Source organism: Clostridium sp. (genome assembly GCF_036643715.1).
Taxonomy (GTDB): Bacteria; Bacillota; Clostridia; order Clostridiales; family Clostridiaceae; genus Clostridium.
Window position 1 is genome coordinate 1 of sequence record NZ_JAVXRL010000040.1, and the last position, 25,292, is coordinate 25,292.

At 30.0% G+C, this 25,292-nt stretch carries 24 protein-coding genes; 17 read left to right on the top strand and 7 right to left on the bottom strand.

From position 1 onward, the window contains the following. The coding region (locus RSF37_RS11125) for an ATP-binding protein (RefSeq protein WP_332564472.1) at positions 1–1,246 on the top strand (1,246 nt) is incomplete at its 5' end. A 201-nt stretch (positions 1,247–1,447) separates the two neighbouring features. Next, the gene (locus RSF37_RS11130; RefSeq protein ID WP_332564473.1) at positions 1,448–1,711 is read left to right on the top strand and encodes a hypothetical protein; all 264 of its coding nucleotides are present in this window, start codon (positions 1,448–1,450) and stop codon (positions 1,709–1,711) included. A 17-nt stretch (positions 1,712–1,728) separates the two neighbouring features. Here the strand turns inward: RSF37_RS11130 and RSF37_RS11135 are convergent, their stop codons facing one another. After that, positions 1,729–2,622, bottom strand: coding sequence for an HD-GYP domain-containing protein (locus RSF37_RS11135; protein ID WP_332564474.1), 894 nt, complete (start codon positions 2,620–2,622; stop codon positions 1,729–1,731). A gap of 186 nt (positions 2,623–2,808) precedes the next feature. Beyond that, a complete protein-coding gene (locus RSF37_RS11140; RefSeq protein ID WP_332564475.1) occupies positions 2,809–4,710 on the bottom strand; it encodes a glutamine synthetase in 1,902 nt (633 codons plus the stop codon). 278 nt (positions 4,711–4,988) lie between these two features. On the opposite strand from RSF37_RS11140, the gene murI reads away from it, so the two are divergent. The 10 genes from murI (at position 4,989) to RSF37_RS11190 (ending at position 15,064) form a co-directional block, all read left to right on the top strand. Beyond that, a complete protein-coding gene (gene murI / locus RSF37_RS11145; RefSeq protein ID WP_332564476.1) occupies positions 4,989–5,768 on the top strand; it encodes a glutamate racemase in 780 nt (259 codons plus the stop codon). Positions 5,769–5,994: 226 nt separating this feature from the next. Beyond that, the gene (locus tag RSF37_RS11150) at positions 5,995–6,267 is read left to right on the top strand and encodes an STAS-like domain-containing protein (protein WP_332564477.1); all 273 of its coding nucleotides are present in this window, start codon (positions 5,995–5,997) and stop codon (positions 6,265–6,267) included. Between the two features lie 233 nt (positions 6,268–6,500). Beyond that, a complete protein-coding gene (locus RSF37_RS11155; protein ID WP_332564478.1) occupies positions 6,501–7,070 on the top strand; it encodes an undecaprenyl-diphosphatase in 570 nt (189 codons plus the stop codon). Between the two features lie 12 nt (positions 7,071–7,082). Beyond that, positions 7,083–7,733: a DedA family protein gene (locus tag RSF37_RS11160; RefSeq protein WP_332564479.1), complete on the top strand. Its 651-nt coding sequence runs from the start codon at positions 7,083–7,085 to the stop codon at positions 7,731–7,733. A 160-nt stretch (positions 7,734–7,893) separates the two neighbouring features. Further along, a complete protein-coding gene (locus tag RSF37_RS11165; RefSeq protein ID WP_332564480.1) occupies positions 7,894–8,418 on the top strand; it encodes a peptidylprolyl isomerase in 525 nt (174 codons plus the stop codon). Between the two features lie 22 nt (positions 8,419–8,440). Beyond that, positions 8,441–8,809, top strand: a complete 369-nt coding sequence (locus RSF37_RS11170) for a DUF3783 domain-containing protein (protein ID WP_332564481.1) — start codon at positions 8,441–8,443, stop codon at positions 8,807–8,809. Positions 8,810–8,811: 2 nt separating this feature from the next. Continuing rightward, positions 8,812–9,489, top strand: coding sequence for a helix-turn-helix domain-containing protein (locus RSF37_RS11175; RefSeq protein ID WP_332564482.1), 678 nt, complete (start codon positions 8,812–8,814; stop codon positions 9,487–9,489). 119 nt (positions 9,490–9,608) lie between these two features. Next, complete coding sequence (locus RSF37_RS11180; RefSeq protein ID WP_332564483.1) at positions 9,609–10,142, top strand: DUF4829 domain-containing protein; 534 nt, start codon at positions 9,609–9,611, stop codon at positions 10,140–10,142. Positions 10,143–10,251: 109 nt separating this feature from the next. Then, on the top strand, positions 10,252–13,755 hold the full coding sequence (locus tag RSF37_RS11185; protein WP_332564484.1) for a S8 family peptidase: 3,504 nt from the start codon (positions 10,252–10,254) through the stop codon (positions 13,753–13,755). 61 nt (positions 13,756–13,816) lie between these two features. After that, positions 13,817–15,064 (top strand): peptidoglycan-binding domain-containing protein, encoded by a 1,248-nt coding sequence (locus tag RSF37_RS11190; RefSeq protein WP_332564485.1) that lies wholly within the window; start codon positions 13,817–13,819, stop codon positions 15,062–15,064. 55 nt (positions 15,065–15,119) lie between these two features. On the opposite strand, the gene RSF37_RS11195 is transcribed toward RSF37_RS11190, so the two are convergent. Then, on the bottom strand, positions 15,120–16,187 hold the full coding sequence (locus RSF37_RS11195; protein ID WP_332564486.1) for a YkvI family membrane protein: 1,068 nt from the start codon (positions 16,185–16,187) through the stop codon (positions 15,120–15,122). A 143-nt stretch (positions 16,188–16,330) separates the two neighbouring features. Between RSF37_RS11195 and RSF37_RS11200 the strand changes: the two genes are divergently transcribed. From RSF37_RS11200 to RSF37_RS11210, 3 genes are all read left to right on the top strand, one after another. After that, entirely contained in the window at positions 16,331–17,425 is a 1,095-nt protein-coding gene (locus tag RSF37_RS11200) for a hypothetical protein (protein WP_332564487.1), read from the top strand. A 76-nt stretch (positions 17,426–17,501) separates the two neighbouring features. Beyond that, positions 17,502–18,428 (top strand): TIGR01212 family radical SAM protein, encoded by a 927-nt coding sequence (locus RSF37_RS11205; protein ID WP_332564488.1) that lies wholly within the window; start codon positions 17,502–17,504, stop codon positions 18,426–18,428. A 37-nt stretch (positions 18,429–18,465) separates the two neighbouring features. Beyond that, positions 18,466–19,176 carry a 2-phosphosulfolactate phosphatase family protein gene (locus RSF37_RS11210; protein WP_332564489.1) on the top strand — a complete coding sequence of 237 codons (711 nt, stop codon included), beginning with the start codon at positions 18,466–18,468 and terminating at the stop codon, positions 19,174–19,176. 68 nt (positions 19,177–19,244) lie between these two features. Here RSF37_RS11210 and rbr read toward each other — a convergent pair whose 3' ends face one another. Further along, positions 19,245–19,832 carry a rubrerythrin gene (gene rbr / locus RSF37_RS11215; protein WP_332564490.1) on the bottom strand — a complete coding sequence of 196 codons (588 nt, stop codon included), beginning with the start codon at positions 19,830–19,832 and terminating at the stop codon, positions 19,245–19,247. A 171-nt stretch (positions 19,833–20,003) separates the two neighbouring features. Further along, positions 20,004–21,182: a class I SAM-dependent rRNA methyltransferase gene (locus RSF37_RS11220; protein ID WP_332564491.1), complete on the bottom strand. Its 1,179-nt coding sequence runs from the start codon at positions 21,180–21,182 to the stop codon at positions 20,004–20,006. 159 nt (positions 21,183–21,341) lie between these two features. On the opposite strand from RSF37_RS11220, the gene RSF37_RS11225 reads away from it, so the two are divergent. Further along, positions 21,342–22,577, top strand: a complete 1,236-nt coding sequence (locus RSF37_RS11225; protein WP_332564492.1) for an NAD(P)-dependent oxidoreductase — start codon at positions 21,342–21,344, stop codon at positions 22,575–22,577. Positions 22,578–22,620: 43 nt separating this feature from the next. On the opposite strand, the gene RSF37_RS11230 is transcribed toward RSF37_RS11225, so the two are convergent. Further along, the gene (locus RSF37_RS11230; protein ID WP_332564495.1) at positions 22,621–22,764 is read right to left on the bottom strand and encodes a hypothetical protein; all 144 of its coding nucleotides are present in this window, start codon (positions 22,762–22,764) and stop codon (positions 22,621–22,623) included. 64 nt (positions 22,765–22,828) lie between these two features. Next, positions 22,829–23,056 carry a (2Fe-2S)-binding protein gene (locus tag RSF37_RS11235; RefSeq protein WP_332564493.1) on the bottom strand — a complete coding sequence of 76 codons (228 nt, stop codon included), beginning with the start codon at positions 23,054–23,056 and terminating at the stop codon, positions 22,829–22,831. Between the two features lie 560 nt (positions 23,057–23,616). On the opposite strand from RSF37_RS11235, the gene ileS reads away from it, so the two are divergent. Then, the coding region (gene ileS / locus RSF37_RS11240; RefSeq protein WP_332564494.1) for an isoleucine--tRNA ligase at positions 23,617–25,292 on the top strand (1,676 nt) is incomplete at its 3' end.

Here is a 25,292-nt window from a genome sequence, read left to right on the forward strand (position 1 = left end):
TTTAGGAACAACAGCAGATCAAATAGATATGGCAGAAGATAGAGAAAAGTTTGATGCACTACTTGAAGAGCTTGGAGTGTCAAGACCAAAAGGTAAAGGTGTATGGTCACTAGAAGAAGGATTAGATGAAGCTAGAAGACTTGGATTCCCAGTGCTAGTTAGACCTTCATATGTACTAGGTGGTCAAGGTATGGAAATAACTCATGATGAAGAAGAGTTAACATATTACTTAAAGAATGCTTTCGTTAAAGATACGAAAAATCCAATACTTATTGATAAGTATTTAATGGGAAGAGAAATTGAAGTTGATGCAATATCAGATGGAGAAGATATTTTAATACCAGGAATAATGGAACATTTAGAGAGAGCTGGAGTTCACTCAGGTGATAGTGTAACTATGTATCCAAGCCAAAATATTTCTAAAGAAATTAAAGATAAAGTATTAGATTATACTAAGAAATTAGCTTTAGCAATAGGAATAAAAGGTATGATAAATATTCAATTTATAGAGTTTGAAGGAAGGCTTTATGTAATAGAAGTTAATCCAAGAGCTTCAAGAACAGTTCCTTATATAAGTAAAGTCTCAGGAGTTCCAATAGTTGACCTTGCAACAAAGGCAATGCTTGGATATAAGTTAAGAGACTTAGGATATGGTGTAGATGTTTATAGAGAACCAGAACTAGTATCTGTTAAAGTTCCTGTATTCTCAACTCAAAAGCTTCCAAATGTTGAAGTTTCTTTAGGACCTGAGATGAGATCAACAGGGGAAGTTCTAGGAATAGGAAGAAATGTTTATGAAGCATTATATAAAGGATTTGTGGCAGCTAGCATGTTCCCAGGAATGGAGAAAGGTAAAATTCTTGCAACTGTTAAAAAACATGATAAAGAAGAGTTCTTACCAATGGCTATAGAGCTTTCAAAATTAGGTTATAAGTTCGTATCAACAGAAGGGACATGTAAGCTACTAAGAGAGCATGGAGTGGATGCTGAAGAGGTTAGAAAGCTAAATGAAGAGGAGCCAAACATACTAGATGTTGTTAAGAGCAAAGGTGTTGATCTTGTAATTAATACTCCAACTAAGGGGAATGATTCAAAGAGAGATGGATTCTTAATAAGAAGAGCAGCTGTTGAGAGAAATATTGGAGTAATAACAGCATTAGATACACTAAGAGCTATAATAGATGTTAAGAACAAACATTTCGAAAATAACGAAGATATAGAGATTTTCAATATAGGTGAAATCTAAAAATAAAAAATCCCTTCGGGGATTTTTTTATTTTATATATACTTATTTTAAAAGTTTTTAATTAAATTTTGAAAAAAAATCATTAAATTCCAATCATTAACATATATTGTTAACATAAGAAAAAAATATGTTGACATGCGAACCCATGTTCGATAAAATAAGTGTAGTCAAACGTGTGTTCGTATAAAAGGAGTGTTATTTATGCAATCAAATTCAAATGTTTTCGTAAAATTAAATTATAAAAGTATCGGTGAAAGTAAAAGTTTAATAATAGATAGACAAGGGAATTTTGGAGATTCTAAGAAGTATTTAATGTGTGCAGGAAAGTACGATAAGAACGGGTGGACTATAGTATTTAGAGCAAAAAACTTCGAAGAAGCGCAAGAAATCGTAAATAATAATCCTTTTATACATAGTAAAGGATATTCAGCAAGTATGTACAGTGATAAAACATTCGTATCATAAAACAAAAAAGGATACTATTAATTAACTAATGTATCCTTTAAATCAAATGATTGAATGCTATAAATATAAATATTTAAGTGGTCTATAAGATTAAGTATAGACCCTTTTTTCTTTTTGGAGCTTTTAACTATTTTTAAAGTAGGTCTTAAAGGAAAGTTAACGTATGTTTTTAAGACTATGCCTATATCACCTGTATTAAGCTCCACAATGGTGCCACAAGGGTAAGGCATAATAAGCTTAGAGAATATATCAACTAAAGACTTATCAAAGGTTTTACAGCTGTTTTTGTACAAATAATCTAATGCATCACTAGCACATACTGGATCTCTATAAGATCTACGCGATGTTAGTGCATCATATACATCAGCTATTGATACAATTTTAGAAAATATATCAATCTCATTAAAATTAAGATTATTTGGATAGCCAGAGCCTTCAATTCGTTCGTGATGTTCAAGTGATATAATAAGACTCCTATTAGAGAGTTTCAAATTCTTTAATAGATAATCATATCCTTTTTGAGGGTGTTTTTTCATAATGATGAACTCTTCTTCTGATAGAGGTCCATTCTTTAAAAGTATTGAGGACGGTATGAAAATTTTGCCTACATCATGAAGTAAAGCGCCTATAAACAAATCTTTTAAATCTTCTATTTTAAAATTCAAAGATATTCCAAGAGCCAATGAAAAAATAGCTACATTAATAGAATGCTTATAAGTATAATCATCCTTATTTTTTAAATCTAGTAATGTGGATAATATCATATCATCAGATGTTATTTCATCTAAGATATCTTTTGAAATAGAAAAAATATTTCGTCTGTACCGAAATATATCATTTAATGTTGTTATAGTCCTTCTTTTTATGTAAGGTACTATAGAAAAAGTTATATCTATAGGAACAACTATCATAATTCACACCTCAAATAAATTATTAATTAATAAAATTATACTATAACTCATATGTATAATTCTACAAAAAATATATAAAATTTTACAAAAAATCAAAAAAATTAAAGTTTAGCAATAAAAAGTAGAAAATAAAAAAGGTACAGATTTAGTTTTAAAACAAAATCTGTACCTTTTTTTGTTATAGTATTATAAATCTAAAAGATTTTTTTCATATGATAAATATAAATCTCTTAAGATGGCTATTTGCTCTTCAATTTCTAAGTATAAGTCAGAAGCTAACTTATAATCTCCACATTTAAAAGCATTCTTAGTTCTAGTAAATAAAGATTTACTATTAAATGTATCTTTCATTAAATAGTATCTTATTCTATTTATTTCAGTCCAGTTTGAAATATCTAAATCTTGAGCTTTCTCTGGTGCATGAAGTATTCTAGTTCCTCTTATTTCGTTAGAATAGTTATTCATAACTCTATGCTCAATTTCTGTAGCCCATCTTTCAAGAGCTGCTATCTTAAAGCTTTCAATTATTTTATCTGTAAATGAAGGGTTTCTTTGTAATATTGAAAGCTTATCTTTGAAAGTATCAAGTTGTGATAAATTTTCATATACAGTAGCTGGTGCTTTACCAAAATAAGCATCTCTTTCTTCATCAGTGTAATGTTCGAAAACATCTTCTTCACTTCTATAAGCTCTACTATCTTCAAGATAATCTGAATGTTCACCAGGCTTTTTTGATAATTCTTCTAATAATTCTTTCATAGATTTATTAGAATCACTAGCATATAAAATACCATCAAGCATTGCTAAATAAGATACAGCAAATGCAATATAAGTATTTGTATGAGGGTTTGGTGATCTAAGTTCGAATCTAGTCGCCATTGGGCTTTCGAAATCTCTTATTAATCCAACAAGTACTGTTCTATTTCTTGAAGGATTATCAGGAGTTAAACCTAATGAAGTAACAGTACATACTGGAGCTTCAAATCCAGGTTTTAATCTTTTAAGTGCATTGTTTGTTGAAGATATAAATGGATTCATAACTTCGTAGTTATTTAACATACCCATAATAGCTCCGTATCCTATTTCACTTAAGAAGTGTTCTTTAGGAACATGGAATAGGTTAATTCTTTTTCCGCTTTTTAATTTAACGCTAACACCTAAGTGTATATGCATTCCTGATCCTGCAACACCATCAATAGGTTTTGCCATGAATGTTACTTCAAGACCATTTCTTCTAAATACTTCTTGTATAAGTATTCTGACGAAAAGTTCATTATCAGCAGCTTGTAATGCTGATGAGAATTTCCAGTCAACTTCAAGTTGCTCTGTTATATGGTTAAACTTACCTGTACTTTCAAGTTTAGCCTTAATTCCGCCTACTTCTTTATGTCCCATTTCTGGTTCAAATCCATACTTGTCCATGATTACTAGAGTTTGCTCTAAAGCAGTTCTTACATTACCTTTAGTTCTTGTCCAATAATGTTCATGTAATACTTGAGAAGTTGATAATTCTTCAATTCCAGCTGTATCATTTGGAGTTTTAACCCAAAATTCTAATTCTGTAGCAGAAGTAAGGATTATATCTTCTATATCTTCTTTTTTAATATCAAAAATTTCTAATAATTTAGGATTTTTATCGAAGACTTTCCATAAAGTATCTTTGAAAGTTTCAATTGAGGATTTTAGTAGGAATCTTGAGTCAACAGCAATATTGTCGTGATAAAGGAAGCAAGGTATTCTAAGTGTACCGACTGGCTTATTTGTTTCTTCATCTATATTATCGTAATTATAGTCAACAAACCAATTACAATCTAAGTCTGCAATCATGTCTACTTTAGCATTATTTAAAGTTGCAATTCCTGGTAGAACAACGGAAGAACCGTCTGTCTGAACAGCGACACCGCCTAAAAATTTGTCTATATCTTCTAAAAATAGTTTAGTTGGGATTTTTTCATCAGTATCATTTCCTGATAAATCTATTCCTACTAAAGATACAAATTTTATCTGAGTATTTTCTGATAGTATATTTACTATATCCTTTTTGTTGTGATTATTACTTGGTATTGTATAAATTAAATCATTAATCATAAAAGTCACCCTAGACATATGGTTGTACATCTAGAATAAATTCACATCCTTTCCAATATAAAGTCGAATGAAATTACTAACAAAATCAAAAACATTCGTTAAATAAAATCTTAGGAGAATTTTACTACATTATTACATTTCAGTCAATAAACTTAATAAAATATTATACTTTTATATTGTATAAAATAGAAGTACATATAGATTTATTTTATATAAAGTTATAAAATATGAAGTAAATAAAAAATGATGAAAATAAAAAAAAGAGTGGAGTGAATGCTTTGAATAGAAAAGAATTACCGATAGGCTTTTTTGATTCAGGAGTTGGTGGGTTAAGCGTAATGAAAGAATCACTAAAGCTTATGCCTAATGAAAATTACATATATTTTGGAGATTCCAAAAATGCTCCATATGGAACAAGAGAAATGAGTGAAGTTAGAGATTTAACTTTTGATGCGGTTAAGTTCTTATTAGATAAAGGGGCTAAAGCTATTGTTGTTGCTTGTAATACAGCAACTAGTGCTGCAGTTGCAGAACTTAGAAGAGTATATAAAGATCTTCCTATAGTTGGTATAGAGCCTGCTGTTAAGCCTGCTGTAGAGTTAAATAGAAAGGGCGATATTGTTATAATGGCAACACCATTTACATTATCACACGATAAATTCGAAAGACTTATGACTAAATATGGAGAAGTGGCAAACATTGAAAAGATGCCTTGTGATGGATTAGTTGAGTTTATCGAGAGTGGCGAATTAAATAGTACTAGAGTAAAAAACTATTTAAAAGATAAATTTAAAAAGTATGAAAGTGATGATGAACATATAGCTGCCATAGTTTTAGGATGCACACATTATCCATTTATAAAGGAGTCCTTGTCTGAAGTTGTAGGGAGTGACGTTCCGATAATTGATGGTGGAGAAGGTACTGTAAGAGAACTACAAAGAAGACTTAATATAGCAGATCTTATAAATGATAGTGAAACTAAAGGTACTATTGAGTTTTATAATTCTTGTGGTAAAGAAGAAGTAACAAAACTTAGTAAAAAGTTAGTTGGTGTTTAGCGTTAGTAAAGAGGCATTTTAAATAAATGTCTCTTTTTATATAAAAAAGGTAATTTTTTAAGGTTTTATGCATACACTATAGAAAGTCGAAAAAATTTTAAAAAAGTTTGTTAAATACTTGACAAAGATAAGGGTGCTTGGTATATTATAGGTGTAGAGAGAATTTTCAGAAAATTATAACAAAGAAACATGAAATATAAGAAAAATTTATTTAGAGGTGATTGTAATGATGATAAATGTAAGAGAATTTTTAGGAGAAAACTTTGCCGTTGAGGATGCTATTATACTAAGAGAACAAATAAGAAAGAACTTAGGAGAAGAAGTAACTTTAGACTTTGAAGGATTAGATAGAGTATCAAGCACATTTTTAACTTGTCTTTTTAATCAATTAATAAACGAAAAGGGAAGAGACGAAATTTTTAACACAGTTAATGTTAAGAACTTAACAAACTACAATGATTTTGCAAGAGTTGTAATGGGAACTACATTCCTAAATTAATCAATATGAGGTAAAAAAATGAGTGAATTTTTAAAGAAATTTAATGAGCCACTATCCTTAATTAATAAGGAGGTGGCTTTTTTTTCGTTCAAATAATTAATATGTAGAAAAATGAATCAATATAATTATAATTTTTAATTAATTTTTAATTAACTTAAATTTAATAAAAAAAGTATATAATATTTTTTAAAAGACAAAATAAAAAGCATTAATATAAAGTGGAGGATGAAAAGATGGGTTTAAATATGGAAATTTTTCATGCAATTAATAATTTAGCTAATAAAAATGCTGCGTTAGATAGTTTCATGATTTTCTGCTCAAAGTATTTACCGTATATATTTGCGTTAACTATAGTTATTGTATTTGTACTTGGAATGATAAAGGGGGAGATATTATATAGAAAAATGGCAGTAAGCACAGTTGTATTTACTGTAATTAACTTAATTATTAGCTTTATTATAGGTCAATTTATTTATTCACCAAGACCTTTTGTAAATAATAAAGTGAATTTACTTTATTATCATGCACCAGATACTTCATTTCCAAGTGATCATGCTACAGCAACAATGAGTATAGCATTAGGCTTTGGAATGTTTAGTAAGGCTATGGGGTGGATATTTACAATACTATCATTATTAGTTGGTGTTTCAAGAATATATGTTGGACATCATTATCCAACTGACGTAATAGGAGCGTACATACTAGTAATAATTACAAGTTTAATATATAACAGATTCTTAAAAACAAGAGTTTCAAATATATATGAGTGTATTGAAACAAAAATAATGAAAGTAATAAAATAAGGAAGTGGAAATATGGGCTTTATTAACCAAATGATTGACATAATACTTCACCTAGATAAATATTTAGGAGTACTTATAAGCAATTATGGTATAGCAACATACTTAATATTATTTATTATAATATTTTTAGAAACAGGTTTAGTTGTAACTCCAGTATTACCAGGTGATTCACTAATATTTGCAGCAGCGGCATTTGCAGCAACAGGAGTGCTTAATATAGCATTGCTTATGGTTATACTAGCAGTTGCAGCCATACTAGGAGATACTGCTAACTATGAAATTGGAAGACATATCGGTAAACGGCTTTTAGAAAAAAAGGATTCGAAAATAATAAAAAAAGAATATATTGATAAAACAAATGCTTATTATGATAAGTATGGTGGTAAAACTATAGTTATAGCTAGATTTATTCCAATCGTTCGTACTTTTGCACCTTTTGTTGCAGGAATAGGTGAGATGAATTATAGACATTTTATAACATTCAATTCAATAGGGGGAGCACTTTGGGTTGCAGTAGTATCTTTACTAGGATTCTTCTTTGGTAATATACCATTTGTAGCTAATAATTTCTCTGTTGTTATAATAGCTATTATATTTATCTCAATATTACCAGGAGTAATAAGTATAATTAAAGCAAAATCATCTAACAAGGAAATAGCATAGTAGTAAGCTTACAAGTAATTAATAATAATTGTTTAATAAACTTAAATGATATATAATTTCATTATATAAAGTAATATTATATTCAAAAAAACATATGAATTTATATATATTTTTTTGACAATAATATATAGTAAGTTTAACTTTGAAAGGAGAATTTGTTATGAAAAATCCAATAGTAACATTTGAAATTGAAAACGGAGGAGTTATAAAGGCTGAATTATATCCAGAAGTAGCAGAAAATACAGTTGATAACTTCATACAATTAATAAATATGGGATTCTATGATGATTTAATATTCCATAGAGTAATACCAGGCTTCATGATTCAAGGAGGATGCCCAGAAGGAACAGGAATGGGTGGTCCAGGACATTCAATAAAAGGAGAATTCTCAAGAAACGGTTTTAAGAATGACTTAAGACATTCAAGAGGAGTATTATCAATGGCTAGAGCTATGCATCCAGATTCAGCTGGTAGTCAATTCTTCATAATGACATCAGATGCACCACATTTAGATGGACAATATGCATCATTCGGTAAAGTAATCGAAGGCTTAGATGTTTGTGATAAGATTGTAAACCAAAAGAGAGATCGTAACGATAGACCATATGAAGATCAAAAAATTAAAAAGGTTACTGTAGATTTAGGAGACTATACTGCAAAAGAACCAAAAATTATAGAAGATTAATAAGGAATAAGAGGTGAGCTAAGTGAACAATAATAAAGCATTATTAGTGCATGGATTATCAAAAGATGAGATAAATTCATTAAGATTAATAGCAAAGGTTATAGAAATTAAACCAGAGATGGTAGATTTAAAAGTTCACGAGATAGCAAGTGGGATGTTAAATGAAGAGGTTGTTGAAATTGTTGATGGAATAAATGAAAAAGCTATTTTATTTAATGGTTTTTCAGATAAGGAAGTTAACGCTTCAATAAAAAAAATAAGAAGTGCTGTAAAGGGTGGAGTACTTGCAGTTGTAACACCAGTCTCACGTAATTGGTCATTTAAGTATTTATTAGAACACTTACTTGAAGAGAGAGAATGGTATGCAAAACAGCAGAAGGAGAGTAAGTAGCCTTGAGTAGAGTTGGAGAGAGAATTAAAGAAGCTAGACTTAAAGCAAATGTGCCTCAAAAAGCATTAGCTAAGAAGCTTGGTGTTTCTGAAAAGTATGTAAATGAAGTGGAACTTGGAAGAAAGATAGCACAAGAATCTTTCATAAACAAAGTTTCAAAAATTTTAAACACTGATTTAAATGATATTAGTATGGTAGTGACAGATGAAGATTTAATGGAAGAAAAGAGAGCTCAAAGAGAAGTGAGAGAAAACTTCAAGAAAGATAATAAAACAAATGAAGTTTGGGAAAATGCTTTTTCTTCTGTACTTAAAAATGTTCCGATATATGATTATAATTTAAAAAATATAAAAGGACATAAAGAACTACCGATTCATTCTAATAAAGTGCTAGGACATCCTCAAGACAAAGTAATATATGTTCAAGTTTCAGATGATGAAATGAGCGGATTTAGAATGTTAAAAGGTGATTTAGTATTTGGTTATTTAGTAACTGAACTTACTCAAAATGGATTCTACCTTGTTAATTACAAAGGAGAAACTAAAATTAGAGAAATAAGAAAACTAGACAGTTCAAAAGTACTTTTAATGAGTAACAGAGGAAGTATGATGACTGAAACTTTAGAGATAAGAAATCTTAAAGTTGTAGCTAAATTAGAATCAGTAGAAATAAAACTTTAATATATAATAAGTAACCTCCGAAGTATACGGAGGTTACTTTTTTCTTTAGTTTACAATTAATACAATTTATGTATTTTATGATATAATTAGATTTGTATTAATTTTGAGAGGTGAGTTAAATGAAATCTAGAAATTCAACAATATTTGTTTTGATTATAGCAGTGCTAGTTAGTATAGGACTAGGTATAATTTACGTTTATAATAAAAATGTTAGTAATCAAAATTTAATTAAGGAAGATGTAAAGAAAGAGGACTCATCGAAGGAAGACCAAAGTAAGGAAGAAGTATTAAAAAAATTCTATAGTTCATATGAGAAGAAAAGTACTGAAATTTTTAACGAATCAGTTGTAGATTCATTAAAAATAAAAACAGATGAAGAGAAGGAGCGAAGAAGTTTGCTCTATGATGATTTAAAAAGTTTTAAATTATTAGACTTAACTGAAAATAAAGAAAGTGCTGTAAAAACTATAGATGATACAACATATGATAAAGAAAATATAGCAGAATTTACTGTTAATTATGAAATAGATTTCGATAAAAATATTTATGGTACAGCAGGTGAAGGTAAACAATCTGTTAGAAAAATAATTGTTAGAAAAGATAAGAATTCTCCTTGGTTAGTAGCAGGACAAATTGACGGACAAGGATATTAAAAACTTTTAAAAAGGGGCTATATTTTAAAATATAGCTTCTTTTTTATGCCCAAATTTATATATATTCATAAGATATTGTATGTGAATTTTAAATTTGAGGTGAAAATTAGTGGAAAGTAAATTAGATACTTATTTAGAACTATACAGATCTTTAAGTAAAGATACATTAAATAGAGCAAAGTATTTTAATCAAGAGGGGATAAGTGAGGGTGGTTTCATAGAAGTCACAATATTATCTGGGGATAATGTGGATAATTTATCACAATCTGTGGATAAGTTAGGAGGAAAATATGAGGATTTAGGCTATGGATACGGAATTGTCAACATACCTGTGGATAACTTAGGAGAGCTAGAAGAGGTTGAAAGTATAAGATATATAGAATTACCAAAGTCATTATATACATCAGATAGTGAAAGTAATAGAGCTGCTTGCATTCAGAGAGCTCAGAGTAGTTTTAATTTGCTTGGTGAAGGTATGTTAATAGGATTTATAGATACTGGGATTGATTATATGCATCCTGCTTTTAGAAATGATGATGGAACAACAAGAATAGAGTATATTTATGATCTTAGTTTAAATAATACAGTATATAATAAAAATCAAATAAATGAAGCTATAAAAAGTGATGATCCATATAGTATTGTTCCATCTAATGACATAATTGAGCATGGCACGCATGTTGCAGGAATAGCCTGTGCTGGAGGGGCAATCCCTACAGTGAATTATGGAGTAGCACCAAAAAGTTCAATAATAATGGTTAAGGGAACAAGAGGAAAGTTTGCATTAAGCAGTAAAGTAATGAGAGGTCTTAATTTTTTAGTTAATAAAAGCAAAGAGCTTAATATGCCTCTTGTTGTTAATATAAGTTTAAGTACTAATGATGGAGCTCACAATGGAAGTTCACTTTTAGAGAAATATATTAGTACAGTATGCGATTTAGAGCGGATAACTGTAGTTATAGCAGCAGGAAATGAAGGTGCGGCATCTCATCATATATCAGGAGAACTTAGAACAGTACAAACTATTTCATTAAATGTTGCTGAAGATGAACCTTCGATTCAAATATCTTTATATCATGAAGTATTATCAAGGTTAACTATTCAAATAACTAATGCTACAGGGATGTCTTCAAGTGAAATTCCGATAAAAGAAGGATTAAATGAAGCTTTTTTAGGTGGAGATAGAGTTATATTTTATATGTCTGGACCTAAACCATTTGATTTATTAGGGGAGGTTTTAATTAGTTTAGTAGCTGGTGGGACATATTTAATCCCGGGAGAATGGAAAATAGTATTAAAGTCTATAAATGGATATGATGGTAAGTACGATATGTGGATACCTATATCAGAAGGGCTTAATGTAGATACAAAATTTTTAAGAGCGAGTTTATTCAATACGTTAGGAATACCAGCAACTGTTCAAAATGTTATATCTGTTGGAAGCTATAATTACATTACAGATACAATATCAAGCTTTAGCGGAAGGGGAAAAGCTACATTACAACTTGGAAATACGAAACCAGATGTAGTTGCGCCGGGAGAGAATATACTAGCTCCAGTACCAAATAGAAGTTTTGATGTTAAAAGTGGTACATCAATGGCTACGCCGCATGTTGCAGGTATTGCAGCACTTATGATGCAGTGGGGTATAGTTAAAAGAAATGATACATTTTTATACGGAGAAAGACTTAAAAATTATTTAGTTAGAGGTGCTGTAAGAAGTAGAGAATCCTTAACATATCCAAATGCAATATGGGGATATGGAGCTGTATGTGCATACGAAGCATTAGAACTTGCAAGATTAGCAGTAAATTTACCACAAAGAGCTAATCCTATGAGAAGTGAAAATAATGTGAGGCAAGAGGAGATGGCAAGGAAAATTATTGAGTACTCAGGAGATATTGATGGAGTAATAATTGCGAACCCTGGTACAAGTATAAATAAATTAGATGATAATTTTGCAATAATTGAAGCTCCACAAAATAAAATTGAGGATATTATAAAAAATAATACTACTACGATTGTTCATGTAGAACCATCACCTGTATATACATTAAATGAGATAAGTCCAGTGGAAGCTTCTGGCGCCCCATTATTTCATAAAAATCCTTATTTAGGACTTAATGGACGAGGAGTATTAGTTGGAATAATAGATACTGGAATTGATTATATGAGCAAAGAATTTATGGCGGAAGATGATACAACTAGAATAACATCACTTTGGGATCAAACTAAAGGTGGTAAAGATATAACAGATTATGGAGAGGTATATACAAAAGAAAAAATAAATGAAGCTATAAAAGTTGGTTTAGGTGGAGGCGATCCATACACTATAGTAAATAGTAAAGATGAAAATGGTCATGGAACTATGGTTTCCGGGTTAGCGTGTGGAAGAGGTAATGATCCAAGATTTTTAGGCGCTGCACCTAACTCAGACTTATGCATTGTTAAACTCCGTGAAGCTTCAAAAAACTATTTATTAAATTATGGAGTGACAAGAGACGATGTAGTTGGATTTGAGAATGTAGATATATTATTAGGAATAAAATATATCCTTAAGGAAGCGAAAGGTTTAAATATGCCTGTTGTTATATATGTTCCTCTTGGAAATAATGTTGGAGGACATGATGGAAATGCTATTATTGAAAGATATATGGATGATGCATCAAAGAAGCGTGGACTTGTATTTGTGACTTGTACAGGAAATGAGGGAACTAGCGATACTCATACTAAAGGTATACTTAGAAATAGTGGAGATAGTACAACTATAGAACTTTCAGCATCATCTTCACAAAGTGAATTAATAATGGAAATATGGTGTAACAAGCCAGATAAAGTATCATTATCAATAACATCACCATCAGGAGAAACTACTGGAATAATTCCAGCTAAACTTCAACAAGTTGAAACAGTTAAATTTATATTTGAAGGAACTACTATGTTTGTAGAGTATCTTATACCAGAAGAAATTACAGGGGATGAATTAATAAGAATAAGGATGAGCAACTTAAGAGTTGGAATATGGCAATTTAAACTTTTAGGTGACTATATTGTTGATGGAAATTATAACGCTTGGATACCTCAAAGACAATTACTAAATGGAGATACTAAGTTTTTAAATTCAAATCAGTATACAACTACAATGATTCCAACCACAGGAACTAGGATGTTAGTTGCAGGATTTTATAATCAAAATAATAATGCAACTATTGGTAGATCAGGAAGAGGGAACACTCGTGATAATAGAGTTAAGCCAGATGTTGTAGCAGGTGGAGCTGATGCACTTGTATTAGCACCAGGAGGTCAATTTAAAATAGCATCAGGATCATCAATTGCAGGAGCTGTTCTTGCAGGAGTATGTGCATTATTACTTCAATGGGGTATAGTTGATGGAAATGACCCTGATATGTATTCAGTAAAAATGAGAACTTATATAATACGTGGAACAGAAAAAAGAGAAGGCGAAGTATATCCAAATAGAGAGTGGGGATATGGGATGCTTAGCTTAAGAGGAATATTTGAAAATGCTAGAAGTAGGAGCATTAAAGATAATAGCTTAATATCTAGCGAATTTTATATAGAAAATTTATTTATAAGAAGACCAAATAGTTAAATTCACAAATAAATAAATAGATGCATAAATTGGTTATAAAAGTAATGTTAAGGAGTAGCTTATGGCTGATAAAGGTAAACTATTAATTCAATGTTTTAAAGGGGATGATTACATTCCTATAGAAGGAAGTAATGCAACTATAGTTCAGCAGGATTCGGTAGGAACAAGTCCTGTAGAAGTTAAACTAGTTACAGATTCCTCAGGACTTACACAAATTATAGAATTAGATGCACCACCTCTTGAATATTCACAAGCACCATCTAATAACAGACCATATAGCCTATGTGATATAAGTATTAATAAAGATGGATTTCAGCCTTTTACAGTTAAAGGGTGTCAAATATTCCCTGGAGAAACAGCATATCAAAAGTGTAATTTGACAGAATCATCAACTACTAGGAGCAATAACAGAGCAGATGTTATAGAAGTTCAAGATAATAGGTTGTATGGAGACTTTCCAAGTAAAATACCAGAAGAGGTTGATAAACCACTTCCAGCACCATCAAGTGGAGTTGTTTTGCCAAAACCAGTAGTACCAGAATTTATTATAGTTCATGAAGGTGGACCTAATATACCAGGTAAAAATCATACTGTTCTTTATAAAGATTACATCAAGAATGTTGCTTCAAGTGAGATATATTCTACATGGTCTAAAAATACTATAACAGCTAATGTACTTTGTATTATTTCATTTACATTAAATAGAATTTATACAGAATGGTATAGATCAAAGGGAAAAAGTTTTGATATAACAACCTCAACAGCATATGACCATGCATTTTCATATGGACGTAATATTTATGAAAATATAAGTAATGTTGTTGATGAAGTATTTTCAACATACGTAAGAAGAATAGGAAGAAAGCAACCATTATTAACTCAATATTGTGATGGTAAAAATGTTATTTGCCCTGAATGGCTTAGTCAATGGGGAAGTAAAGATCTTGGTGATAAAGGTATGGAACCTTTCAATATATTAACTAATTATTATGGAACAGATATAGAACTTACAACAGCAGAGCTTGTGAAAGGAAGTCCTAAATCTTATCCAGGATATACATTAACTATAGGTTCTAGAGGAGAGCCTGTACGTACTACACAAGAGTTTTTAAATAGAATAGCAAAGAATTATCCATTAATACCTAAGGTAGGCATTGACGGTATATATGGAGACTCTACAGCAAAGCAAGTTAAAGTATTCCAAGGTATATTCAAGCTTCCAAAGACTGGAGAAGTTGATTTTAGAACTTGGTATAAAATTTCCGAAATATATACAGGTGTAACTAGAATAGCAGAATTAAAGCAATAAAAAATAAAAGTCTAAAAATGTGAAAAATCATATTTTTAGACTTTTTATTATTACCTTATAATGAATTTAAAGTATTTCTATTTTTAAAATAGAAATAAATACATTGGGTAATAAATATTAAACTTAATATACCGAAAAGAGGATATAAAGTTGAAATTAAATTACCAAAACCTATTTGTGAAATAGGGAATGCTATTAATAATATTAAAAGAATTCCTTTCTTAAAGTTAATTTTAAAAGTCTTTTCTAAAGTCTTTGCAATAGAATAAACGTCTGAAACTTCTGTAGAAAACATTTCAAGTAAAATAACCATTAAAAGTAATGCTTGAAGTACTGTACTAAATCTTTTTGCAACAAAAAGAAGAGGTATTTCAAGTTCATAAATATAAGGTTGATTTACTGTAAGAAGTAAATTTATCATTAAGCAAAGAAGTGTAAGACCAATTGCACCAAAAGCAACTCCTAAAGTCATAGTCTTTGTCTTTTTAACTCTTGTACTTAAAGGTACAAGAACTCCTGAGAAACAAAGAACATTATATCCAGCATAAAGTATTGTTGATAATGCGAGTCCACTTTCCTTTTTAGGAGCTATGCTTAATATGTTTTTAATTGAAACTGCATCTCCACATAAAACAAAATAAAGTATAGTAATAGTAGAGATTGTTATTATTAAAGTTGGTACTATAAATGAATTAACTTCTATTAAGCCATCAGTACCACGAAGTAAGAAAAATAAAGCAAGGGCAATCATAATTATAGAACCAACTATTTTGGGAATTCCAAAGAATTGATTTATTAAAGCTCCACTACCAGCTAATATTATTGATGCACTAGCTATTAAGTAGAATGTAGTAATAAAGCCAGTTATTTTTCCAAAAAAGTTAGGGCTTATTTTATGAATAACATCGCTGTAAGATTCAAGATCGTATCGTATGCTTATTTTAGAAATTATTGTACTTATTATAATGTAAAAAATTCCGCAAATAATAATAGATATGAAACTTAAAACTCCAAATGAAGTGAAGAAGTTAGTAATCTCCTTTCCAGAAGCAAGTCCTGCACCTACAATTGTTCCTATAAATACAACTGCAACTTGAAATACCTGTGTCCATTCTTTTTTCAATGTAGACCTCCTTAAAAAATGATCTTAATAACAAATATACAAACTATACTTAAGAATTATTCTATTTATAAGTGAATAAGGTGTATTTTCTAAGGAAAACTAAAATTATAAAGGAATTATATTAAAAAAGGAGGAAGATTATTTTGAAGAATAAGAAATTAATAAGTATTTTTATTATATGTATTATTTTTGTAGTAGGATGTGGCAAAAAAGATAATGGAGACTATAAAGGAGAATTATTCAATGTTCAAACGGCAAAGCTTACAGGTTTAAATTATATGCAAAGGCTTTTAGAAAATGATATAGAGGGAGCAAATGCCCTATCAGCACCAGAAGTTGCAGCTAATAATACAACAAAGAAGATAGTAAGTGATCCAATAATAGCATTTTCTCCAGGTGATATAACTGAGACTGGAAATAGTGCTTATGTTAACTTTAATGTTGTAAGGATAAATGAAAAGGATAAGGGAACTAATTTAGATAAATACATATTAAAGATAGAAAAAAATGGAGAAGATTATAAAGTTTCAGATATAGGAAGTGAAAATTTAAAGCAAATGTATTATAGAGGAGATGAAATAAGATCTATAACAAAGGGTGCTGGTGATAGTGAACTTGTTTTAAGAATGAAAGATATTCCTTTAGAACTTTATCCAAAGGAAGAAAAAGTACCAATACAAAAAACTAAGGTTCCAAAAGATAAATTTGGAGTTATGTCAGTAGATTTTAAAGGAAGTGAAATAGCACTAACAACTACTAATGGTAAGGATACATTTATAGGAACTGCAATGGTTGAGGAAGCAGAGCAAACTATGGCACAAATGTATAGTGACAATAGAATAGCACAGGATGGTCAAAAGGGTATTGATGAGAATACTTTGAGAAAAGTACTTGAAAAACCTATAGCACAAAAGATAATTGGATATGACATATTAAAAGATTGCAATGTTAATAAAATGATGTTTACAGAAGAAGGCAGTGAACTAATCGTACAGTATACAAAAGGAAATAATCCAAATGTAGGACTTAAAATATATAAAAATCCAGATGGAGAACCTTTAAAGATAGATTTTGAAAAATTATTTCCTATGGATAAATATGAAGTAAAGTTTAAAGGGGGAAGCCAATCTAAGTTAATTATAACTGTAAATACTTCAAGTAAATACAAAGACGTATATCAAGATGCTTTAGGAGATTATGTTATAGACTTAATTGAAGAAGAGTTGTATAAGATGTAATTAACGAAAGAAGAAATAATTTTTCACTTATGATATTATAAAAGAAAAAGTTCGAACAAACATTATGGAGGAAAATATGATTAAGGAATGGAATGGAAAAAGATATCATAGTTTAAATTATTTTTTAAGAGATAAATTTAATGAAAAAGTATTTAAAATATCATTAGATGGAGGATTCTCTTGTCCAAATAGAGATGGAACAATAAGTAAAGGCGGATGTCTTTTCTGTAGCGAGAGTGGTTCAGGTGACTATGCTGGAGATAGAGCTCTTTCAATTACAAAGCAATTTTGTGATGTAAAAGAAATGATGAATAAGAAGTGGAAAGAAGGAAAATATATTGCTTATTTTCAAGCTTTCACAAATACTTATGCACCAGTTGAAGAACTTAGAAAAAAGTATGATGAAGCTTTAAAGCAGGAAGGAGTTGTTGCAATTGCAATTGCAACTAGACCAGATTGTTTAAATGATGAAGTTATAGATCTTTTAGAAGAAATAAATAAAGATTTTTATGTATGGGTAGAGCTTGGACTTCAAACTGTATCTGATGAAACGGCTAGAAAGATAAATAGAGGATATAAGTTAGATGTTTATGAAGATGCAACAAGAAGATTAAAAGAGAAAAATATAGATTTTGTAACTCATTGTATACTTGGACTTCCTGGAGAAACTAAAGAAGATATGTTAAAGAGTGTTGATTACATAGCTCATTCAGGGTCAAAAGGTATAAAGTTTCACTTACTTCACTTAATGGAGAATACTCCAATGGTTAAGCTATATGAAAGAGGAGAACTCCAGTTTTTATCACAAGATGATTATATAGATTTGATTTGTAAGTCAGTTGCAATGTTACCAGAAGAAATGGTAGTTCATAGACTTACGGGAGATGCACCAAGAGAACTTTTAATAGGACCTATGTGGAGCCTTAAAAAGTGGGAAGTTTTAAATGCTATAGACAAAGCTTTAATTGATAATGAAGTATATCAAGGAAGAGACTTCAAATAATTTATTAATTTAAAAAAGCTAGGATGGGGAGAGTATTATGAAAGTAGATATTATTATTTCAGCAGATGATATAGAAGAAAGTAAAATTAAAGATAAAAATATAGTTGTTATTGATATGTTAAGAGCAACAACTGTAATAACAACAGCTCTTATGAATGGTTGCAAGGAAGTTATACCTTACTTAACTGTTGATGAAGCATTAGAAAAAGGTAGTTCACTTGAACAAAATAGTTATGTTCTTGGTGGGGAGAGAAGAGCTGTAAAGATAGAAGGATTTGATTTATGTAATTCACCTTTAGAATATACTAAAGATGTTGTAAATAATAAGACTGTAATAATTACTACAACAAATGGAACCAGAACTTTAACTGAGTGTACTAAAGGCAGGCGAGTATTTGTTGGAGCTTTAATAAATGCAAAAGCTGTTGCAGCTAAATTAATAGATTTAGCAGATGATGTATGTATAGTTAATGCAGGAACTAATGGGGAATTTTCTATGGATGATTTCATATGCTCAGGATATATAATAAGTGAAATGCTTAAACTAAGCAATAAATTAGATCTTACTGATATAGCAAAGACTGCAAATTATATTTATGAAAATAATAAAGGTATAGAAAGTTTTATAAGCAACGCTAGACATTATGGAGTAATGAAAAGCCTGGGGTTAATGGAAGATGTTCAGTATGCAATGAAGAAAGATATTACGACTATAGTTCCAGAATATAAAGACGGATGTATATTATAATAAAAGATAAAAAAAAGAAGCTTTAAAAATTTTTTAAAGCTTCTTTTTAACTATATTTTAAGATTTTTTTAGTAGTTTTCTTTAAACACTTCAAAGAATGCTTGTGGATGTAAACAAGCTGGACATTTTAATGGTGCTTCTTTACCTTCAAATATGAATCCACAGTTGTCACATTTCCAAAGTACAACTTCATCTTTTTTGAACACTGTTCCATTTTCAATGTTAGCAGCTAATTTTCTATATCTAGCTTCATGAGCTTTTTCTGCTATAGTAACCATTCTAAAGCAGTGAGCAATTTCAGGGAAACCTTCCTTTTCTGCTACATCAGCAAATGTTGGATAAAGGTTTGTATTTTCATCATGTTCACCTTCAGCTGCATATAAAAGATTTGTTTTAGTATCAGTAGGAAATTCTACTGGATAAGCTGCATCAATTTCAATAGCTTCTCCTTGGAAATCCTGTTCTAAAAAGCTATAAAATCTTTTAGCATGTTCTTTTTCATTTTCGGCAGTTTCCATAAAGATATTTGATATTTGAACATATCCTTCTTTTCTAGCCTTACTTGAGAAATAAGTATATCTTGTTCTTGCTTGGCATTCACCTGCAAATGACTTCATTAAATTTTTAGCTGTTTCTGTTCCTTTTAAACTCTTCATAATTAACTCCTCCTACACATTACACACAATAAATATTTTTTAATAATTATTTTCCGTAATCTTATAAATAAATTATATTATTAAAAAACCTCACAATCAATCTTTAAAAGGTTAATATTGTGAGGCTTATTATAAGTATTTGTTAATAATGTGTAATAATTGGAAAGTTTATTAAACTACTTGGAATACAAAGAATTTTAAGTAGTAAGATTCATCAGAACTCCATAGTATTGGGTGGTCTGATGATTGAGTTCTAAACTCAATTTGTCTTAATGTTCTATGAGAATCGTGAGCAGCTTCTGCTATAGTTTCTTTTAAAAGTTCTTCTGACATGTAGTGAGAACATGAACATGTAACAAAGTAACCGCCTTCTTTAACCATCTTTAATCCTCTAAGATTAATTTCTTTATATCCTCTTTTTGCGCCACTTATTGTATCTCTTGATTTAGTGAATGCAGGTGGGTCTAATATAACAACATCAAATTTTCTACCTTCTTTTGACCATGAAGCTAAAACGTCAAAAGCGTTATGACATTCAAACTTCACAGTATCTTGAAGATTGTTTAATTCTGAATTTTTTGTTGCACAATCGATAGCATGCTGAGATACATCAATTCCAAGAACTGATTTTGCGCCTGCAATTCCTGCATTAAGTGCAAATGAACCTGTATGAGTAAAGCAATCTAAAACATCATTGCCTTTACATATTCTATGTATTGCAGCTCTATTTTCTTTTTGATCTAAGAAGAAACCAGTCTTTTGACCATTTTCTAAATCTACAATATATTTAACTCCATTTTCAACTATTTGAACATTTGTATCAAAAGGTTCTGTTAAGAAGCCTTTTGTTTGTTCTAAGCCTTCTATTTCTCTAGTTTTAAGGTCGCTTCTTTCATAAACACCCTTAGCACCGTATTGCTTGACTAATATTTTAACTATTATATCTCTATATTTATCCATTCCAAGTGTTGAAATTTGAATTACATAGTAATCTTCAAATTTATCAACAGTAAGTCCTGGTAAGAAGTCAGCTTCTCCAAATATGAATCTACAAGATGATGTATCAATTACAGTTTTTCTGTAATCCCATGCAGCTTTGAATCTTTTCTCGAAGAATTTTTCATCAATTGCTTCATCTATATCTCTTGTCATTATTCTGATTGCAATTTTACTTGCATCATTTATGTAACCTTTGCCTATAAAATAATGTTTATGATTATAAACTTCAACTATATCGCCGTTTTGGTACTCACCATCATATTCTTTAATTTCATCTGTATATATCCAAGGACGACCTTGTTCTGCTTTTGCTTTTTTGCTTAATTTCTCTAAGTAGAATTTACTAGCCATTTAAATTAGCTCCTTTCAAATTAACTCTTTTAAGATTATAACATAAGAACATATAAACTTATTGAAATAAAATAATTATAAAAACCCTTGTTTTTTTTTGAAATAGATAATATATTATATAAAAGATTAGCAAAAGAGAATAGGAAATAGGAGGAAATTATGAGTTTATTTTTAAATGAGGAAGCAAACAGATGCTTGTTATGTAAAAATGCAAGATGTAAAGCGGCTTGTCCTATAAGCACTGAAATTCCAGAAATAATAAAGCTTTACAGAGAAGAAAGATTTGAAGAAGCAGGAGAACTGCTATTTTCGAACAATCCGTTATCAGCAGTTTGCGCAATAGTTTGTCCTCATGAAGACCAATGTGCAGGTCATTGTATAAGAGGAATTAAAGGAGAGCCAATCCATTTTTATGAAATGGAAGAAGAGCTATCATTAAAATATTTAAATACTGTTAAATTTGAAAAGCCTAAGGCTGATAAAGATAGAATAGCAATAATCGGTGGAGGCCCAGCAGGAATTACAATAGCCTTTATATTAGCTAAAAAAGGATATAAAGTTACTATATTTGAAGCTCACGAGAAAATAGGAGGAGTGTTAAGATACGGAATACCTGAATATAGACTTCCAAATACTATAGTTGATAAAATATCAGAAAAACTAGTAGAACTTGGAGTTAAAATAAGACCTAATATTATGATAGGATCTGTTATAACGTTAGATAGATTATTTGAAGATGGATATAAGGCAATATTCATTGGTACTGGTGTATGGAATGCTAAAAAGTTAAATATAAAAGGTGAAACTTTAGGTAATGTTCAATATGCCATTGATTATTTAAAGGCACCAGATGTTTATGATTTAGGAGAGAGAGTATGCGTTATAGGAGCTGGAAATGTTGCTATGGATGCAGCTAGAACTGCTAAGAGAAATGGTGCTAAAGAAGTATACATTGTATATAGAAAGCATTTTGATCAAATGACTGCAACTAAAAAAGAGATTGAAGAAGCTAAAGAAGATGGTGTTGAATTTAAGTTATTCAAAGCACCAATTGAAATATTAGAAGACGGAATTAAAGTTGTTAAAACTGAAAATATTGAAGTTGATGGAAGAATACAAACTAAAACTTTAGATGGACAGGAAGAATTTATTCCTTGTGATTCAACAATAATTGCAGTAAGTCAAGAACCAAGGACATACATTGTTTCAAGTACAGAGAAGCTTGAAACTAATAAGTGGGGTCTTGTAATAACTGACGTGCATGGAAGTACTACTAAAGAAGGAGTGTTTGCCTCAGGAGATGTTGTTACAGGTGCAAAAACAGTAGTTGAAGCAGTTGCACAAGCTAAAATTGTTGCAAATACAATGGAGAAATATTGCGAAGAAAATAAATAAGAAAAATAGGCTAAAAACTTTTAAAGTTTTTAGCCTATTTTTCTTATTTATTATTAATTGGATTTTTATTAGTTGAAGTCCATTGATTGTTACCTGCAGTTTTCTTCTTACTGCAAGCACAGTCAGTTTTTGATTCTAATGGAGTTGAAACCCATTGGTTATTTGTAGCACTTTTTTCTTTCTTCATAATAAATTCCTCCTTCCTATAATACAATTAGTTTTTGCATTATAGGATATTTAATGCTAGGAATTTATTTGTATTCACCATTTTGGTATTCTTCAATTAATTTTTGAATTTTAAATACGCAACGAGAACCGCCGCAGCATCCAGTTCCAGCACCAGTTACCTTTTTAACTTCATCCATTGTTGTAGCTCCATTTCTTATTGCATCTTTAATTTTTGATCTTGGAATTGCTTTACACACACAAACTTTAGTTAATTTATCCATTACCTCTTGATTAATATTATTATTTTCCATAAATTTTCCTCCTAATTAAATCATTATTTATATTATTTTCACTTTAAATTTCATTTTAATTATTTTATATAATAATTTAATCATTAAGAAGAAAGAAAATCAATACTAATTAATAAAAATTATTGATTAAAAAAGAAAAATTATGAAATAGGGTTTAATTGACTTTTTTAGGGGCATAATATATAATGTTTTTAATAAAGACAATGATTAGGAAAAGTAATTAATAAACTTATTTAAAGAGAGTAGCTGTTTGGTGTGAGGCTATAATAAGGATTAATAAAAATCACCTAGGAGTCGGTGGCCTAAAGGCAAAATAATGCTTAGTAAGTTAACCCGTAATTCTGCGTTAAAGGATAGAGTATGATAGTACTTGAATATTAGTTAATCATTAATTAAATAATAAAAGAGAAAATTTATTATTATAAGGTTATTTAAAATAACATTGATGATTGTATTAATACCATGGGTGGTATAGCGAGTTATTTACTTCGTCCTATAGTAGGGGTGAAGTTTTTTTTATACAAAAAAATAAATACTTATATTAAGAAAGGAGTTTTTACATGTACAAGAAAGTAGAACTTACAAATGGTTTTGTAGGTATGGAAAAAGAAGTTGCTGACCTTTGGAAAGCAAGAAATGTAATCAAAAAGAATTTCGACATGAATCAAGATGGTGAATATTTCACTTTCTACGATGGCCCTCCAACAGCTAATGGAAAGCCTCACGTTGGTCATATCCTTACAAGAGTTATGAAGGATATAATCCCAAGATATAAAGTTATGAGAGGCTTTAAAGTTATAAGAAAAGCAGGTTGGGATACTCACGGACTTCCAGTTGAACTTGAAATAGAAAAGAAACTTAAAATTTCAGGTAAAGAACAAATAGAAGAGTATGGCGTAGAAAAATTCGTTAAAGAATGTAAAGAGAGTGTTTTCACATATGTTAACATGTGGGAAAAAATGACTGATAAGATTGGTTACTGGGTTGATATGGAAGATCCATATGTAACATACCATAACCCTTATATTGAATCAGTATGGTGGGCTCTTAAACAAATGTGGGAAAAAGATCTTCTATATAAAGGACATAAGGTTATGCCTTACTGCCCAAGATGTGGAACAGCTCTTTCATCACATGAAGTATCACAAGGATACAAAGATGTTAAAGACTTAACTGCTGTAGCTAAATTCAAAGTTTCAGGAGAAGAGAATAAATACATACTAGCTTGGACAACAACTCCTTGGACATTACCTTCAAACGTAGCATTATGTTTAAATAAATCATATGATTACATCGAAGCTAAAGTAGGAGATGAAACTTATATTTTAGCTAAAGAGTTAGCACCAAAAGTACTTGGAGAAGAGTTCGAAGTAATTAAAGAATATAAAGGTACAGATTTACTTGGAATGAAGTATGAGCAATTATTACCATTCCATAAGCCAGAAGGAAAGGCATTTGAAATAATCCACGGAGATTTCGTAACACTTTCAGATGGTACAGGAATAGTTCATATAGCACCAGCTTACGGTGAAGATGATAGCTTAGTTGCTAAGAAGAACAACATGGCATTTATCAACTTAGTTGATACTGAAGGTAACTTCGTAGAAGAAGTAACTCCATGGGCAGGTAAATTCGTTAAGAAGTGTGACCAACAAATTTGTGATTACTTAGAAGCTGAAAATAAATTATTTAAAGCTGAAAAGCATACTCACTCATATCCACACTGTTGGAGATGTGATACACCACTTCTTTATTATCCAAAAGATAGCTGGTTTGTTGCAATGACAACTTTAAGAGATAAATTACTAGAAAATAACGATAAGATCAACTGGTTACCAGACAACATTAGAACTGGTAGATTCGGTAAGTTCTTAGAAAATGTTATTGACTGGGGTATTTCAAGAGATAGATACTGGGGAACACCACTTCCAATATGGGAATGTGAGTGCGGACATAGAGAATGTATCGGAAGTATTGCAGAATTAAAAGAAAAAGGAATTAACGTTCCAGATGATATAGAGTTACACAAACCATTTATAGATAAGGTTGACTTAAATTGTCCTCATTGTCATAAAGAAATGAAGAGAACTCACGAAGTTATTGACTGTTGGTTTGATTCAGGATCAATGCCATTTGCACAACTTCACTATCCGTTTGAAAATAAGGAATTATTTGATCAAAACTTCCCAGCTCAATTTATATCAGAAGCTGTTGACCAAACAAGAGGATGGTTCTA

Coding starts and splice junctions, on each gene's coding strand:
- RSF37_RS11155 (WP_332564478.1), top strand. CDS start 6,501: ATGGGTTTAAATATGGAAATTTTTCATGCAATTAATAATTTAGCTAAT.
- RSF37_RS11225 (WP_332564492.1), top strand. CDS start 21,342: ATGAGTTTATTTTTAAATGAGGAAGCAAACAGATGCTTGTTATGTAAA.
- RSF37_RS11165 (WP_332564480.1), top strand. CDS start 7,894: ATGAAAAATCCAATAGTAACATTTGAAATTGAAAACGGAGGAGTTATA.
- RSF37_RS11140 (WP_332564475.1), bottom strand. CDS start 4,710: ATGATTAATGATTTAATTTATACAATACCAAGTAATAATCACAACAAA.
- RSF37_RS11135 (WP_332564474.1), bottom strand. CDS start 2,622: ATGATAGTTGTTCCTATAGATATAACTTTTTCTATAGTACCTTACATA.
- RSF37_RS11130 (WP_332564473.1), top strand. CDS start 1,448: ATGCAATCAAATTCAAATGTTTTCGTAAAATTAAATTATAAAAGTATC.
- RSF37_RS11190 (WP_332564485.1), top strand. CDS start 13,817: ATGGCTGATAAAGGTAAACTATTAATTCAATGTTTTAAAGGGGATGAT.
- RSF37_RS11220 (WP_332564491.1), bottom strand. CDS start 21,182: ATGGCTAGTAAATTCTACTTAGAGAAATTAAGCAAAAAAGCAAAAGCA.
- RSF37_RS11205 (WP_332564488.1), top strand. CDS start 17,502: ATGATTAAGGAATGGAATGGAAAAAGATATCATAGTTTAAATTATTTT.
- RSF37_RS11160 (WP_332564479.1), top strand. CDS start 7,083: ATGGGCTTTATTAACCAAATGATTGACATAATACTTCACCTAGATAAA.
- RSF37_RS11150 (WP_332564477.1), top strand. CDS start 5,995: ATGATGATAAATGTAAGAGAATTTTTAGGAGAAAACTTTGCCGTTGAG.
- RSF37_RS11230 (WP_332564495.1), bottom strand. CDS start 22,764: ATGAAGAAAGAAAAAAGTGCTACAAATAACCAATGGGTTTCAACTCCA.
- RSF37_RS11235 (WP_332564493.1), bottom strand. CDS start 23,056: ATGGAAAATAATAATATTAATCAAGAGGTAATGGATAAATTAACTAAA.
- RSF37_RS11210 (WP_332564489.1), top strand. CDS start 18,466: ATGAAAGTAGATATTATTATTTCAGCAGATGATATAGAAGAAAGTAAA.
- rbr (WP_332564490.1), bottom strand. CDS start 19,832: ATGAAGAGTTTAAAAGGAACAGAAACAGCTAAAAATTTAATGAAGTCA.
- RSF37_RS11180 (WP_332564483.1), top strand. CDS start 9,609: ATGAAATCTAGAAATTCAACAATATTTGTTTTGATTATAGCAGTGCTA.